This window comes from Streptomyces sp. PKA51, assembly GCF_057552455.1.
Window position 1 is genome coordinate 160,550 of the sequence record NZ_BAAJPZ010000002.1, and the last position, 14,912, is coordinate 175,461.

Annotated in this window: 10 protein-coding genes and 1 riboswitch; of the genes, 6 read left to right on the top strand and 4 right to left on the bottom strand. The window is 73.6% G+C overall.

Annotated features, from left to right (window positions below):
* The first annotated feature begins 12 nt into the window (after positions 1 to 12).
* The 4 genes from AC27L3_RS03165 to AC27L3_RS03180 all read left to right on the top strand — a co-directional run bounded on the left by AC27L3_RS03165 (position 13) and on the right by AC27L3_RS03180 (position 6,129).
* The gene (locus AC27L3_RS03165) at positions 13 to 1,080 is read left to right on the top strand and encodes a phosphatidylinositol-specific phospholipase C domain-containing protein (RefSeq protein WP_487232444.1); all 1,068 of its coding nucleotides are present in this window, start codon (positions 13 to 15) and stop codon (positions 1,078 to 1,080) included.
* Positions 1,081 to 1,276: 196 nt separating this feature from the next.
* Positions 1,277 to 2,029, top strand: a complete 753-nt coding sequence (locus AC27L3_RS03170) for a lysophospholipid acyltransferase family protein (RefSeq protein WP_487232445.1) — start codon at positions 1,277 to 1,279, stop codon at positions 2,027 to 2,029.
* 182 nt (positions 2,030 to 2,211) lie between these two features.
* A complete protein-coding gene (locus AC27L3_RS03175; RefSeq protein WP_487232446.1) occupies positions 2,212 to 4,554 on the top strand; it encodes a GH92 family glycosyl hydrolase in 2,343 nt (780 codons plus the stop codon).
* 132 nt (positions 4,555 to 4,686) lie between these two features.
* Complete coding sequence (locus AC27L3_RS03180) at positions 4,687 to 6,129, top strand: amino acid permease (protein ID WP_487232447.1); 1,443 nt, start codon at positions 4,687 to 4,689, stop codon at positions 6,127 to 6,129.
* Between the two features lie 22 nt (positions 6,130 to 6,151).
* On the opposite strand, the gene AC27L3_RS03185 is transcribed toward AC27L3_RS03180, so the two are convergent.
* The 4 genes from AC27L3_RS03185 to nicT all read right to left on the bottom strand — a co-directional run bounded on the left by AC27L3_RS03185 (position 6,152) and on the right by nicT (position 12,213).
* On the bottom strand, positions 6,152 to 7,015 hold the full coding sequence (locus AC27L3_RS03185; RefSeq protein ID WP_487232448.1) for an Fpg/Nei family DNA glycosylase: 864 nt from the start codon (positions 7,013 to 7,015) through the stop codon (positions 6,152 to 6,154).
* 36 nt (positions 7,016 to 7,051) lie between these two features.
* Positions 7,052 to 8,194, bottom strand: coding sequence for an FAD-dependent monooxygenase (locus tag AC27L3_RS03190; RefSeq protein WP_487232449.1), 1,143 nt, complete (start codon positions 8,192 to 8,194; stop codon positions 7,052 to 7,054).
* 96 nt (positions 8,195 to 8,290) lie between these two features.
* Positions 8,291 to 10,696, bottom strand: a complete 2,406-nt coding sequence (gene uvrA / locus AC27L3_RS03195; protein ID WP_487232450.1) for an excinuclease ABC subunit UvrA — start codon at positions 10,694 to 10,696, stop codon at positions 8,291 to 8,293.
* 320 nt (positions 10,697 to 11,016) lie between these two features.
* Positions 11,017 to 12,213, bottom strand: a complete 1,197-nt coding sequence (gene nicT, locus AC27L3_RS03200; protein ID WP_487232451.1) for a Nickel transporter NicT — start codon at positions 12,211 to 12,213, stop codon at positions 11,017 to 11,019.
* Between the two features lie 30 nt (positions 12,214 to 12,243).
* Positions 12,244 to 12,466, bottom strand: a riboswitch (cobalamin riboswitch).
* Positions 12,467 to 12,614: 148 nt separating this feature from the next.
* Here nicT and AC27L3_RS03205 point away from each other — a divergent pair.
* Both AC27L3_RS03205 and AC27L3_RS03210 read left to right on the top strand, forming a co-directional pair.
* Positions 12,615 to 14,147 (top strand): APC family permease, encoded by a 1,533-nt coding sequence (locus tag AC27L3_RS03205; RefSeq protein ID WP_487232452.1) that lies wholly within the window; start codon positions 12,615 to 12,617, stop codon positions 14,145 to 14,147.
* Between the two features lie 87 nt (positions 14,148 to 14,234).
* On the top strand, positions 14,235 to 14,825 hold the full coding sequence (locus AC27L3_RS03210; protein ID WP_487232453.1) for a YIP1 family protein: 591 nt from the start codon (positions 14,235 to 14,237) through the stop codon (positions 14,823 to 14,825).
* Positions 14,826 to 14,912: the final 87 nt, after the last annotated feature.

Below are 14,912 nucleotides of genomic sequence, written 5' to 3' on the forward strand. Positions count from 1 at the left end.
ACGGCGGGGGACATGCGAACCACCATGCGCATACGCACGGCGATCACGGCGGCCGCGGCGGCGGCCGTGCTGGCCGGTACGGCCGCGGCGCCGGCGGGGGCGGCGGGCAGGGCGGCGGCGTCCAGGGCGGCGGAGGCGGCGTACGACACGACGACCGCGGTCGGCGTGCACAACGCCTACGACCGGGCCAAGTACCCCTACTTCGCCGACGCCCTGGACTCCGGGGCGGGGCTGCTCGAACTCGACGTGTGGAGCAACGGCTTCGGGGGCCGCGCCTTCCGCGTCTCGCACGCCAACCCCGTGGGCAACGACAACAACTGCGAGAACGCCCACTCTCCCGCCGAGCTGCGCACCAAGAGCCGCAACCAGCCGCTCGCCGGCTGCCTCGCCGACATTCGCGCCTGGCACGACGCCCACTCCGGGCACCGGCCCGTGCTGCTGAAGGTCGAGATGAAGGACGGGTTCAATGCCGACAGCGGCCGCGGGCCCGCCGAACTCGACGCCCTGCTGACGTCGGCCCTGGGGGACGCCCTGTACCGGCCCGCGGACCTCGCCGGCGGGCACGCGGACCTCGATACGGCCGTGCGCGCCGCCGGCTGGCCCTCGCGGGCGGCGCTGCAGGGCAAGTTCGTCGTCGAGCTGATCCCCGGCACGGTCGAGGAGAAGAACCCGGCCGACCGGCTGTGGACCGACCGCGAGTACGCCACGCACCTGCGCGACCTGGCGGCCACTGGCCGCCTGGGGCAGGCCGCCGCGTTCCCGGCCGTCCACGGCGCCGCCGCGGGCGACCCGCGCACGCGGTACGCCGACGCCTCGCTGCGCCCGTGGTTCGTGCTGTTCGACGGCGACGCCGGCGCGTACACGGGGGGCGGCATCGACACCGCCTGGTACGACCGCAACCACTACCTGCTGGTCATGACCGACGCCCACAAGGTCGCCCCCGCCATCGACGGCACCCGTCCCACGGAGGCCCGGGCCCGCGAGCGCGTGGCGCTGCTGGCCCGCGCGCACGCGAGCTTCGCCACGGCCGACTGGTACCCGCTGCCGCAGGTGCTCGCGTCGGTGACGCCGCGCGGCTGAGGTGGCGCGGCCGAGCTCGTACGGCCGAGGTTGCGGCCCGGTGAACGGGGGCGTTTTTGCCGTCCCTTGCCGTCCTTTACCGGGCCTTCACTGAGCGTGGCCGAATAGTCACTCTCCCCATGATCCCGCCTGCCCACTACCGTGCCTCGGCGCGGGGGCTAGGTCGCTCGGGAAGCCCGGGGAAAGGGGCCATGACGTGTTCTACCACCTGTTCAAGACGCTCGTTCTGATACCGCTGCTGCGGTGGGTGTTCCGGCCCAGGGTCGAGGGGCTGGAGCACCTGCCGGAGGAGGGCGCGGCCATCATCGCCGGCAACCACCTGTCCTTCTCGGACCACTTCATGATGCCGGTGATGGTCAGGCGCCGGATCACCTTCCTGGCGAAGCAGGAGTACTTCACCGGCAGCGGCCTCAAGGGCCGGCTGATCGCGGCGTTCTTCCGCGGGGTCGGCGGCATTCCCGTGGACCGCTCGGGCAAGGAGGCGGCCCAGGCCGCGGTCGACACCGCGCTCGGGGTGCTTCAGGGCGGCGGCCTGCTGGGCATCTACCCGGAGGGCACGCGCTCGCACGACGGGCGCCTGTACAAGGGCAAGGTGGGGGTCGCCGCCATGGCGCTGCAGGCCGGTGTCCCGGTCGTCCCCTGCGCGATGATCGGCACGTTCGAGGCGCAGCCGGCGGGGCGTCTGCTGCCGCGCCGGGTGCCCATCACCATCCGCTTCGGCCGGCCGCTGGACTTCTCCCGCTACGCCGGGCTGCAGGACGAACGGGCGGTCCTGCGGGCTGTCACCGACGAGATCATGTACGCCATCTGGAAGCTGTCGGAGCAGGAGTACGTGGACGTCTACGCCGCCGAGGCCAAGGCCCGGCTGCACACGGTCGGCGGCAGTCCGCGGCCGCTCGCCCCGGTGCCCGGCGCGCACGCCGGCCTCGGCGGGTCCGCGGCGGCCTGACGGGGGCTCGGCGGCCTGACGAGGACACGGCGGGCGCCGCATATGGTCATCCCGCGGCGCCCCCGCGCGTCCCGATCCCTGACCGGAACACCACGCCCACCAACCGGCGCATCCTTGACTCCCCTTGCGGCCCCGGCCAGCCTCTGCGCTGTCACCGAAGTCGGCTGGAGGGTCGTGGTCGCATGAGACCGGCCGTTCGTCCACTGCCGCGCCGCACCGGCGCGGCCGTGCTCGCCCTCGTCGCGGTCCTCGGCACCGCCGGCCTCGCGCCGCCCCCGGCCCGGCCGGCCGCGTCGCTCACCGGCCTCGTCAACCCCTTCATCGGCACGCAGAACGAGGGGAACACCTTCCCCGGCGCCGCCGTGCCCTTCGGCATGGTGCAGCTGTCCCCGGACACCGGGCACGGCACCGGGTACGACTACCGGCACGAGCGCATCCGCGGCTTCAGCACCGTGCACCTGTCCGGGGTGGGCTGCCGCATCGGCGGGGACCTGCCGGTGCTGCCCACCACGGGCGAGGTCACCAGCACCGACAACGCGCGCTACGCCGCCTCCTTCAGCCACCGCGACGAGAGCGCCCGCCCCGGCTACTACCGGGTCCGCCTGGGCTCCTACGGCGGCATCACCGCCGAGCTGACCGCGACCGCGCGCACCGGGCGACAGCGCTACACCTTCCCCGCGACCGACAAGGCCAACGTGCTCTTCAACGCCGGTCAGGCGCTGCACCGCACGGTCTCCAGCACGGTCGAGGTCGTCGACGAGCGCACGGTGCGCACCACCATCACCGGACGCGGCTTCTGCCAGGACACCCGCCCGTACACCCTGTACACCCTCACCCGCTTCGACCGGCCCTTCGCCGCGTACGGCACGTGGCACGGCGATCGCATCGACGCCGGCACCCGCTCCTCGTCCTCGGCGGCGCGCAACGGCGCCTGGGTGCGCTTCGATGCCACCCGCGACCGCGACGTGGAGGCGACCACCGCCGTCAGCTACGTGGACGCGGCCGGCGCCGAGCGCAACCTGCGCGCCGAGCAGGACGGCTTCGACCGGACGGCCGCCGCGGCCCGGGCCGCGTGGGAACGGCGGCTGGGCGACGTACGGGTCTCCGGCGGGAGCACCGCACTGCGCCGCACCTTCTACTCCTCGTTGTACCGCTCCTTCCTCTCCCCCAACGTCGGCAGCGACGCCGACGGCCGGTACCGGGGCTGGGACCAGCGCATCCACCGCGCCCGGGGCTTCACCTACTACCAGAACTGGTCCCTGTGGGACACCTACCGCACCCAGGCCCAGCTGCTGGCCCTCCTCGCCCCCCGCGAGGCACGGGACATGGCGCTGTCGGTGCTGCGCGTCGACGCCGAGGGCGGCTGGCTGCCCAAGTGGGGGTACGGCACGGTCGAGACGAACATCATGACCGGTGACCCGGTCACCCCCTACCTCACCAACGCCTTCCATCACGGGCTGCTCACCGGCCACGAGGAGGAGGCGTACCGGGTGCTGAAGAAGAACGCCGACGGGGTGCCCCCGGACGCCTCCCCGGCCGTCGGCCGGGAGGGCAACAGCAGGTACCTCCGCGACGGTTACGTGCCGTACCTGCCGGAGCGGCCCCGGGCCAAGCCGGGCGACTCCGACTTCCACCAGGGCGCCTCGGCCACGCTGGAGTACGCCCTGGCCGACGGCGCCCTGGCGACGATGGCCCGCGCGCTCGGGCACCGGGCGGACGCCGACCGCTACGCCGCCCGCTCGCGCGCCTACCGCCGGCTCCACGACGCGCAGACCGGCTTCTTCCGGCCGCGCGACGACCGCGGCGCCTTCACGGGGCCCGCCGACCCGGCCCGCAGCCCGGGCTTCCACGAGGGCACGGCCTGGCAGTACCAGTGGCTGGTGCCGCAGGACCCGCCCGGGCTGGTGCGCCTGATCGGCGGCCGGGACGCCACCGACCGGCGGCTGGACTCCTTCTTCGCCTACGACCGGCTGCTGGCCGACCCGGCGCGCACCGCGCGCGAGGTATGGGTCCACGGCCCGTACGACTACTACAACGCCGACAAGTACAACCCGCAGAACGAGCCGGACCTCATCGCCCCCTACACCTACCTGTCCACCGGCCGGCCGTGGAAGACCACGGACGTGGTGCACGCGGCGCTGACGCTGTTCACCGACACCCCCGACGGCATGACCGGCAACGACGACCTGGGCACGATGTCGGCGTGGATGGTGCTGTCGTCCATCGGGGTGTACCCGGTGCAGCCGGGGGCGGACGTGTGGGGGCTGAGCACGCCCGTCTTCGACCGCGTGGACCTGCGCCTGGACAAGCGCTGGTACCCCGGGGGCCGCATCGCGGTGAGCGCGCCGGGCACCTCGCGCACCGACCGGTACGTGCGCTCGGTGCGCCTGGACGGCAGGCCCTACGGCCGTACCTACCTCACCACGGCGGACCTGCGCCGCGGCGCCCGGCTGGACTTCACCGTCGGCCCGCGGCCCTCGGCCTGGGGCACGGGCGGGCAGGACGGGCCGCCCGCTGTCCGCTGACGCCCGGCACGCATGCGGGGCGCGGCGACTTCCGTCGCCGCGCCCGCTCCGCCATCATGGGGTCATCCACCGGCAAACCACCCGTAAACCACCCAAGGGCGAGCTGCCCGCAGGCCCACGAGAGGACACGCCATGGCCGGGCTCGGGACGGGGCAGGGCGTCTGGCGCCGCAAGCCGATCGAGACGATCGAGGAGGCGGAGGAGACCGAGGCGCACGGTGAGCGGCTGACCCGCACCCTGGGGCTGTGGCAGCTCACCGCGATCGGCGTCGGCGGCATCATCGGCGCGGGCATCTTCAGCCTGGCGGGGACCATCGCCAACGGCGTGGCGGGCCCGGCGGTGCTGGTGTCCTTCCTGATCGCCGGCGTCGCCAGTGCCGCGGCGGCGTTCTCGTACGCGGAGTTCGCCGGGCTGATCCCGAGAGCGGGGTCGGCCTACACCTACGGCTACGCGGTGCTGGGCGAGCTGGGCGGCTGGTTCATCGGCTGGGACCTGCTGCTGGAGTACACCGCGATCGTGGCGGTGGTGGCCATCGGCATCTCCGGCTACATCAACTTCCTGCTCGGGGAGGTGGGCGCGGAGCTGCCGCGCTGGATGCTGGGCGCGCCGGGCACCGGGCCGGGGCACCGGGTGGATCTGTTCGCCGCGGTGCTGTGTCTGCTGATCGCCTATCTGCTGACCATGGGCATGAAGAACGCGGCCCGCTTCGAGACGATCGTGGTGGGCTTGAAGGTCCTGGTGGTGCTGCTGGTGATCGGCGTGGGCTTCTTCCACATCAATACCGCCAACTACTCCCCCTTCTTCCCCTTCGGCGTCAGCGGCGCGTTCACGGGCGCGGCCACGGTCTTCTTCGCGGTCTTCGGCTACGACGCGATGTCCACGGCCGCCGAGGAGTCGAAGGACGCACAGCGGCACATGCCCAAGGCGATCATGCTCTCGCTGGCGATCTCGATGGTGCTGTACGTCCTGGCCTGCCTGGTGCTGACAGGCATGCAGAACTACAAGGACATCGACAAGGCGAGCGGCTTCTCCACGGCCTTCAAGTCGGTGGGCCTGCACGGCATCGCGGACGTCATCGCGGTCGGGGCCATCATCGGCATCCTGACGGTGATGTTCACCTTCATGCTGGGCGTGACCCGGGTGTGGTTCGCCATGTCGCGCGACGGGCTGCTGCCGAAGTGGTTCGCCCACACCCATCCCCGGCGCCACGTGCCCACGCGGGTGACGTGGATCGTGGGCGTGGCCTCCGCGGCGATCGCCGGGCTGGTGCCCATCGGCGAGGCGGCCGAACTGACCAACATCGGCATCCTGCTGGCCTTCGCCGTGGTGTGCTCCGCGGTGATCGTGCTGCGCCACCGCCGGCCGGACCTGCCGCGCTCCTTCCGCTGCCCCGGCGTGCCCGTCGTCCCCGGCATCGGAGTGGCCGCGTCGATCTGGCTGATCACCTACCTGGCGTGGCAGACGTGGGTGCGGTTCGCGGTGTGGTTCGCGATCGGGCTGGTGGTGTACTTCTGCTACTCCTACCGCCACTCGGAGCTGGCGAAGGCCGACGAACGCGGCATCCCGCGCGACTGAGGCAGGTCCTCGCGGCCGGCGGTCACTTCAGCAGGCGGGAGAGCCGTCGGTCGGCCAGCGGCCTGCCGCCGGTCTGGCAGGTGGGGCAGTACTGCAGCGAGGAGTCGCTGAAGGAGACCTCGCGGACGGTGTCCCCGCACACCGGGCAGGGCTCGCCGGTGCGGCCGTGCACCCGCAGGCCGCTCTTCTTCTCCGCCTTCAGCTCGCCGGCCGCCTGCCCCCGCGAGCGCTCGACGGCCTCGCCGAGCGTGGCCCGCAGCGCCTCGTACAGCTGCCGGATCTCCTCCTCGGTCAGGTTCGCGGCCGGTTTGAAGGGGGACATGCGGGCCGCGTGCAGGATCTCGTCGGAGTAGGCGTTGCCGATGCCGGCGACCACCTCCTGGTCGCGCAGGACGCCCTTGATCTGCCGGCGCTCGCCGCGCAGCAGCCCGGCGAAGGTCTGCTCGGTGAAGTCCTCGGTGAGCGGGTCCGGGCCGAGGCGGGCGATGCCGGGCACGTCGTGGGGATCGTGCACGCAGTAGGCGGCCAGCCGCTTCTGGGTGCCGGCCTCGGTGGCGTCCAGGCCGGCGCCCCCGGCGAGGTACAGCCTCAGGGCCAGCGGCCCCCGGCCCGGACGCGGCGGCGCGGCCGGCACCTGCTCGTGCCAGCGCAGCCACCCGGCGCGGGCGAGGTGCAGCACGAGGTGGGGGCCGCCGTCGGTGGCGATACCGAGGAACTTGCCGTACCGCCGCACCCCCGCGACGGTGCGCCCCTCCAGGGCGCCGAGCGGCGGATCGTACGTCTTGAGCACGCTCACCGCCACGGGCACCACGCGCTCGACCGACCGGCCGGTGAGGTGCTCGGCGAGGAACCCGGCGAGGGCTTCGACCTCCGGCAGCTCCGGCATGGCTCCAGTCTGCCGCAGTGGCGCCCGGCGGCAACCTCAGCCCACGCGGGCGTCCCAGTCGATGCGGTAGCCGGTGAGCCAGTCGGCGGCGCCGTCGTCGCCGCGCTGCGGGGTGTTCTCGTCCGCGGCCCCGGCCAGCCGGGCGGCCAGGGCGGCGCTGAGGGCCACGACGCGCTCGGCGCGAGCGCGGCGCAGCCGCTCGTACGCCGCGAAGGCGCGCGGCACGCCGGCCAGGTCGCGCAGGCACTGGGCGAGGACGACCCCGTCCTCGATGGCCAGGGAGGCGCCCTGGGCGGCGTTGGGGGCGGTGGCATGGGCGGCGTCGCCGACCAGGACCGTGTGCCGATCGTGCCAGACGGGGGTGCGCTGCAGGTCGTGGGCGCTGGTGCCGACGATGTCGTCGCCGGTGGCGGCGGCCATCGCGGCGGCGGGCGTGCCGTCGCCGGCGAACGCCTCCGCCACCAGGCGCCGCCAGTGGGCCGGGCCGGCGCCGGGCGCGGGGGCGCCGGGGACGTTGGCGAACCAGTACGTGGTGCCGTCGGGTGCCGTGGTGCAGCCGAAGAACCCGCGGGTGCCGTACATCATCCGGTACGTGGCCGGCGGCACGGCGTGGGCGGCGTCGCGCAGGCGGCCGCAGACGGTCGTCTGGCCGGTGGCGCGGGGCTCGGGGGCGGCCGGGTCGAGAAGGGTGCGGGTGCGCGAGTGGATGCCGTCGGCGCCGACGAGCACATCGCCCTCGGCGCGCGTGCCGTCGGCGAACAGGGCGGTGACGGTGCCGCCCGGCCCGATGCGCCGGTCCACCAGGCGCTTGCCGTGGTGGACGGGGATGCCACGCCGCGCGGCCTCCTCCCGCAGCACGCGGTGCAGCACGGAGCGGGACAGCGTGCGCGGCGCCGCCCCGCCGTTCGCCCCGGCGAGCGGGCGGCTGCCGAGCGCGGCGCCGTCGGCGCCGAGGAACTCGGCGGTGCGGGCGGGGAAGGAGTGCCGGCGCACGAGTGCGTCCGCGTCGATGGCGGCCAGGGCCGCCAGCCCATTGGCGAACAGCACGAGGAAGGCGCCGACGTCGTCGGCGCCGGCGGGGTACGCCTCGTGGACGGCCGCCTCGACGCCGGCCCGCTGCAGGGCCATGGCGGTGACGGGTCCGGCGATGCCGCCGCCGATGATCAGGGCCCGGACCATGGCGCATCCCCCCGAACGGTCGCCTGCCGCCCGCACATCCGTCCATGCGGTGCGCTCACGAACGTAAGCGGACGACGGCCACCCCGTCCAGGCCGCTCACAGCCCCAGCGCCCGGGCCAGGTACGGTGCGGTGGCGCTGCCGGGCGTCCGGGCCACCTCGTGGGGCGGGCCGGATGCGACGATGCGGCCGCCCTCGGTGCCGCCGCCCGGGCCGAGGTCGAGGACGTGGTCGGCGCCCGCGGCCACGGTCATGTCGTGCTCGACGACCACGACCGTGTTGCCCGCGTCGACCAGGCCGTGCAGCTGGCGCAGCAGCACCTCCGTGTCGGCCGGGTGCAGCCCGGTCGTGGGCTCGTCGAGGACGTACAGGGTGTGGCCGCGGTGGCTGCGCTGGAGCTCGGCGGCGAGCTTGATGCGCTGGGCCTCGCCGCCGGAGAGCTCGGTCGCCGGCTGGCCCAGGCGCAGGTAGCCCAGACCCACCTCCTGGAGGGTGCGCAGGGCCCGTAGTGCCGCGGGCACGTCGGCGAGGAAGTCCGCGGCCGCGTCCACGGTCATGGCCAGCACGTCGGCGATGCTCGCGCCGCGGTACGTGACGTCCAGTGTCGCGGGGTTGTAGCGCGCCCCGCCGCAGGCGGTGCAGGGGGCGTACGTGCCGGGCAGGAAGAGCAGCTCGACGGCGACGAAGCCCTCGCCCTGGCACTCCTCGCAGCGCCCGCCGGCGACGTTGAAGGAGAACCGGCCGGCGCCGTAGCCGCGGGCGCGGGCCTCGTCGGTGGCCGCGAAGAGCTTGCGCACGGCGTCGAAGAGGCCGGTGTAGGTGGCGAGGTTGGAGCGCGGGGTGCGGCCGATGGGCCTCTGGTCGACCGTCACCAGCCGGTCGAGGGCGTCCAGGCCCTCGGCGTCGCCGAGGGGTTCTCCCCCGTCGAGGTGGGCGGCGACGGTCTCGGCGAGGACCTGGCCGACCAGTGTGGACTTCCCCGAGCCCGAGACGCCGGTGACGGCCGTGAAGACGCCGAGGGGGAAGGAGGCGTCCACGTGGCGCAGGTTGTGCCGGTTCACGCCGCGCAGCCGCAGCAGGCCCGAGGGGGTGCGGGGGCTGCGCGCGGGTGGTTGCTGCCCGTCGGGGAAGAGGTAGCGGCGCGTGGCCGACGCCTCGACGTCGGCGAGGGCTTCGACGGGGCCGCTGTGGAGCACCTGCCCGCCGTGCTCGCCGGCCCGGGGGCCGACGTCGACGATCCAGTCGGCGCGGCGCACCACGTCCATGCGGTGCTCGACCACGAACAGCGAGTTGCCCGCGGCCTTGAGCCGCTCCAGCATCGCCAGCAGCGCCTCGCCGTCCGCCGGGTGCAGCCCGGCGGACGGCTCGTCGAGGACGTACACCACGCCGAAGAGGCCCGAGCGCAGCTGGGTGGCCAGCCGCAGCCGCTGCAGCTCGCCCGCGGAGAGGGTGGGGGTGGGGCGGTCGGTGGCCAGGTAGCCCAGGCCCAGGTCGGTGAGGATCCCGATGCGGGCGAGGAGGTCGCCGGCGAGCGCAGCGGCGGCCGATTCGCCCGTGCACGCCGGGCGCAGCACCTCGGCCAGCGCGGTCAGCGGCAGGGCGGCGAGGGTGGCGATGTCGTGGCCGGCGAAGGTGACGGCCAGCGCCTCGGGCCGCAGCCGGCGCCCCGCGCACACCGGGCAGTTCGCGCTGACCAGATGGCGCTCGGCCCGCGCGCGCAGTGCGGCGCTCTTGGAGTCGGCGAAGGTGTGCAGCACGTAGCGGCGGGCGCTCATGTAGGTGCCCTTGTAGGGGCGTTGGATGCGGTCGGCCTCGCGCACGGGGTGGACGGTGACCACCGGCTGCTCGTCGGTGAACAGGATCCAGTCGCGGTCGGCCTGCGGCAGCTCGCGCCAGGGCCGGTCGACGTCGTAGCCGAGGGCGTCGAGGATGTCGCGCAGGTTCTTGCCCTGCCAGGCGCCCGGCCAGGCGGCGACGGCGCCCTCGCGGATGGTGAGGGTGGGGTCGGGCACCAGCGACTCCTCGGTGACCCGGTGGACGCGGCCCAGGCCCTGGCACTCGGGGCAGGCGCCGGCCGCGGTGTTGGGCGAGAAGGCGTCGGAGTCCAGGCGGGGCGCGCCCTCGGGGTAGGTGCCGGCGCGGGAGAAGAGCATGCGCAGCGAGTTGGACAGGGTGGTGACCGTGCCCACGGAGGAGCGCGAGGTGGGGCCGGAGCGGCGCTGTTCGAGGGCGACGGCGGGCGGCAGTCCGGTGATCTCCTCGACCCTGGGGGCGCCGACCTGGTGGATGAGCCGGCGCGCGTAGGGGGCGACGGACTCGAAGTAGCGGCGCTGGGCCTCGGCGTAGAGCGTGCCGAAGGCGAGGGAGGACTTCCCGGAGCCGGAGACGCCGGTGAAGACGACGAGGGCGTCGCGGGGGATGTCGACGTCGACGTGCTTGAGGTTGTGTTCGGCGGCGCCGCGGACGCGGACGTACGGGTCGTGGGGATCATGGCGGTCGTGCACGCGAGCGAGTCTAGGCGCCGCTCCCGGGCCGTCCCGGGAGGGTGAACCGCTACCGACACGCTGACGCGGCCGGGCATCCTGCGCCAGGATGCCCCAGGCAACCGCTGTCACAGCGAACGTCGACGACGACCTTTCGACGGGATGGCCCATGTCCGACACCGATGCCGAGGCGCGAGCGGCCCTCGGCGCCGACCCCCTGCGCCGGATCGCCGCGGCGATCGAGCGGGAGCGGGACCCTTCGTCCCGTACCTGCCGGACGTGCGGCGGGCCGGCGCTGGTGGTGGTCGGCGAGGAACCGGCGGGCAGCGGCCCGCCGGTCGTCAGAGCCCGGAAGGCGTGCGCGCGGCGGGACTGTCCCCGTCCGTGACGGCGGCCGTGTCCGTGCCGGCGGTCCCGTCCGTGCCGGCGGCCGTCGCCGTGCGGGCGGTCCAGCGCTGTTCGACCCGCGCCAGGCGCCAGTAGGCCAGTGCCGCCGCCCATACGACGACGAACAGCCCGACGATGACGAAGCCGACGTTGTCGAGGTTCAGCCCGGCGATCCAGCCGCTGACGGGATCGTCCAGGCCGAGCTTCTCGTGCAGGACGCCGACCAGCTCGATGGTGCCGATGAGGAACGCGACGGCGATGGACAGGCCGGTGATGGTGAGGTTGTAGTAGACCTTGCGCACCGGGTTGGAGAACGCCCACTGGTAGGCGAAGTTCATGAACGTGCCGTCGAGGGTGTCGAAGAGGCTCATGCCGGCCGCGAACAGCAGCGGCAGGCACAGGATCGCGTACCAGGGCAGTCCGGCCGCGGCGCCGCTGCCCGCCATCACCATCAGCGTGACCTCGGTGGCGGTGTCGAAGCCGAGGCCGAAGAGGAAGCCGAGGGGGTACATCTGGCCGGGGCGGCTGACCGAGCGGGTGAAGCGGCCCAGCAGCCGGTTCATGAAGCCGCGCGAGTCCAGCTGCTTCTCCAGCTCGCCCTCGTCGTAGCGGCCCTCGCGCATGGCGCGGAAGACGCGCAGGATGCCGGCGAGGGCGACGAGGTTGAGGATGGCGATGAGGTAGAGGAAGCCGCCGGATATCGACGTGCCGACGATGCCGAGCACCTGGTGGGTGGTGGAGTCCTCGTTCATCAGGGTGCCGGCCAGCTGCGTGCCGCCGGCCACCAGCAGGGTCAGCACCACGACGACGCTGGAGTGGCCGAGGGCGAACCAGAAGCCGACCGAGACCGGGCGCTTGCCGTCGGCCATGAGCTTGCGGGTGGTGTTGTCGATGGCGGCGATGTGGTCGGCGTCGAAGGCGTGCCGCATGCCGAGGGTGTAGGCGGTGATGCCGAGGCCGACGCCGTAGACCTTGGAGTCGACGGTGTAGTGCTGCGGCACGACGAGCAGGTAGAGCACGCCGAAGGCGACGACGTGGAGGGCGGCGATGACGGCCAGCAGGCCGGCGGTGCGCACGGTGTCCTCGCGGCGCCAGCGGAAGGCCGGCGGGCCGGTGGGTATGTGGACGGGAAGGGATGTGTTGGTGGACATCTCGGGTTGAACGCTCCAGCACCTCGTGGATCACTTCGAGATGCCGTGGCCGGTCTCCTGGCTGACGGGTGCACGCGCGACCGCCCCGCCTTCCCAGGCCGCCGGATGCGGCCCAGTGGCTTCCGCGCGCCGGACGGTCCGGCGTACGAAGTGGGGACGGTCACTCCCCGATCACAGTGGCGAGGGCCGCTCCGGAATGGGCCCCGAAGGGCCGGCACCGGTCTTCCCGAACACCACGGCCAGGACACCCTAACCTCCCGACGGGCCTCATGGCCGCCCCGGCCGTACCTCATCTGCCGGACATCTGCCGGAGGCCATCCCTCCGCTACCGCGCGGGTGATGGACGCCGCCCCGGGCCCGGTGCTACGAGTGCAGGCAACGACCGGAAGGGGCTGACCGCCATGGCAGATTCGGCAGCGGGGACGGGGCGGGACCCGGGCGGCGGCGCCCCCGAGGTGCCCGGGCAACGGACGGTGTTCGTGCGCCGCATCGGGCTGTTCCAGGCCACGGCCATCAACATGAGCCAGATGTGCGGGATAGGCCCCTTCGTCACCATTCCCCTCATGGTCGCCTCGTTCGGCGGCCCGCACGCCGTCATCGGCTTCGTCGCGGGGGCGGTGCTGGCGCTGGCGGACGGGCTGGTGTGGGCCGAGCTGGGCGCGGCGATGCCCGGCGCGGGCGGCAGTTACGTCTATCTGCGGCAGGCGTTCCAGTACCGCACCGGCAAGCTGATGCCGTTCCTGTTCGTGTGGACGGCGATGCTCTTCATCCCGCTCGCCATGGCCACCGGCGTGATCGGGTTCGTGCAGTACCTGGGCTATCTGTGGCCCGGCATGACGCAGACGCAGGGCGACGTGACGGGCCTGGCCATGGTGGCGCTGGTCGTCGCGCTGCTGTGGCGGCGGGTGGAGTCCATCGCGCGCATCACGGCCGTCCTGTGGGGCGTGATGATCGCCTCGGTGTCCCTGGTCATCGTCGCCGCCTTCACCCACTTCAGCCCGGAGCGGGCCTTCACCTACCCGGCCGGCGCCTTCGACATGACGAGCCATCAGTTCTGGCTGGGCTTCGCCGCGGGCCTGACCATCGGCATCTACGACTACGGCGGCTACAGCACCGTCGCCTACATGGGCGCCGAGATCAAGGACCCCGGGCGCACCATGCCCAGAGCCATCGTGCACTCGATCCTGGGCATCATGGCCATCTACCTCCTGCTGCAGATCGGCACCCTGGGCGTCATCGACTGGCGGGAGATGCTCGACCCCACCTCCACCGCCTCCTCCTCGGTCGCCTCGGCCGTCATGGAGAAGACCTGGGGCAAGGCGGCGGCCGACGTCGTCACCGTGCTGATCCTCGTCACGGCCTTCGCGTCGGTCTTCACCGGCCTCCTGGGCGGCTCGCGCATCCCCTACGACGCGGCGCGGGAGAAGGTCTTCTTCCGCCGCTTCGGCGCCCTGCACCCCCGCCACCGCTTCCCGGGGCTGTCCCTGGCGACGATGGGGGTCGTCAGCGCCGTGGGCTTCCTGATCGGCCGCCATACCGACCTCGCCACGATCATCCAGCTGCTGATGGCCGTGATGGTGATCCTCCAGGCGCTCTCCCAGGTGATCGCCGCGACCGTGCTGCGGCGCCGCCAACCGGACCTGCCGCGCCCGTACCGCATGTGGCTCTACCCGCTGCCGGGTCTGGTGGCGCTGGCGGGCTGGCTCGTCATCTACGGCTTCGCGGACCGCAGTTCGCCGGGGCGGCATCCGATCGAGTGGTCGCTGGCCTGGGTCGGGGCGGGCTGCGTGGCCTTCGTGCTGTGGGCGGCGTACGAGCGGCAGTGGCCGTTCGGGCCGCGCGAGATCAATGAGGAGTACCTCCCGCGGCGGGCCGCGGGCACCGGCGGCGAGGCCGAGGGCGAGGAGGGATCCGTGACCACCGCGCCCGCCTGACGAGGCGTCGGCCCGGCGTCCCGGCCGGGCCCCTGCGGGCGCCCGTGCTTTCGTGGGGGCCGGCCGAACGGTGATAAAACGGCACCCATGCCCGTGACCACAGCCCCGCACCCGTCCGACCCCGCCGCAACGCCGCGCAGGCTGCTGTGGCACCGCCTGATATTCGGGCTCTGGTACCGGCCCGTCGAGGTCCTCGACGAGTGCCGGGACCGGAGCGTGTGGGGAGCGGCCGCCTTCCTGTCGCTGCTGTGCGGGGCGATGGGCACGCTGGCCGTGGACTCCTTCTGGGGGCAGTGGGGGGTGAGCCCGGTGCTGGCGCTGGAGGCGCTGGCCATCGGCTCGGTGGTCATGATGCTGGCCAGCTTCCTGCTGGGCGCGGCCACCCACGCCATCGCCCGCCGCCTGGGCGGCAACGGGCGGTTCGGGCCCACGACGAGCCTGTTCGTCGTCCTGTTCTGGGCGAGCGACCTGCCCCGGCTCGCGCTCGACACCTGGCTGCCGGCCGGCTCCGTCCCGGTGCGGGCCGCGGCCTCGGTGACGGCGGCCTTCGGCAGCGCGCTCGCCGTCCTACTGATCCGCGGCCAGCACCATCTGCCGACCCGCAAGGCGGTGGCGGCGGTGAGCATCCAGATGCTGGCGGCCGTGGCCCTGCTGAAGTTCCCGCCCGGCAGCGGCTGATCCGGCGGGCGCCCGCTCGGGCCCGCAGCAAGGACGACGAAGGCCCGCCCGGTGCGACGGGGGATGCACACCGGGCGGGCTCGAGAA

Bases quoted from the DNA above. Each gene is read 5' to 3' on its own strand.
- nicT (WP_487232451.1), bottom strand. From the start codon at position 12,213: ATGTCCACCAACACATCCCTTCCCGTCCACATACCCACCGGCCCGCCG.
- AC27L3_RS03175 (WP_487232446.1), top strand. From the start codon at position 2,212: ATGAGACCGGCCGTTCGTCCACTGCCGCGCCGCACCGGCGCGGCCGTG.
- AC27L3_RS03190 (WP_487232449.1), bottom strand. From the start codon at position 8,194: ATGGTCCGGGCCCTGATCATCGGCGGCGGCATCGCCGGACCCGTCACC.
- AC27L3_RS03180 (WP_487232447.1), top strand. From the start codon at position 4,687: ATGGCCGGGCTCGGGACGGGGCAGGGCGTCTGGCGCCGCAAGCCGATC.
- AC27L3_RS03210 (WP_487232453.1), top strand. From the start codon at position 14,235: ATGCCCGTGACCACAGCCCCGCACCCGTCCGACCCCGCCGCAACGCCG.
- AC27L3_RS03185 (WP_487232448.1), bottom strand. From the start codon at position 7,015: ATGCCGGAGCTGCCGGAGGTCGAAGCCCTCGCCGGGTTCCTCGCCGAG.
- AC27L3_RS03205 (WP_487232452.1), top strand. From the start codon at position 12,615: ATGGCAGATTCGGCAGCGGGGACGGGGCGGGACCCGGGCGGCGGCGCC.
- AC27L3_RS03165 (WP_487232444.1), top strand. From the start codon at position 13: ATGCGAACCACCATGCGCATACGCACGGCGATCACGGCGGCCGCGGCG.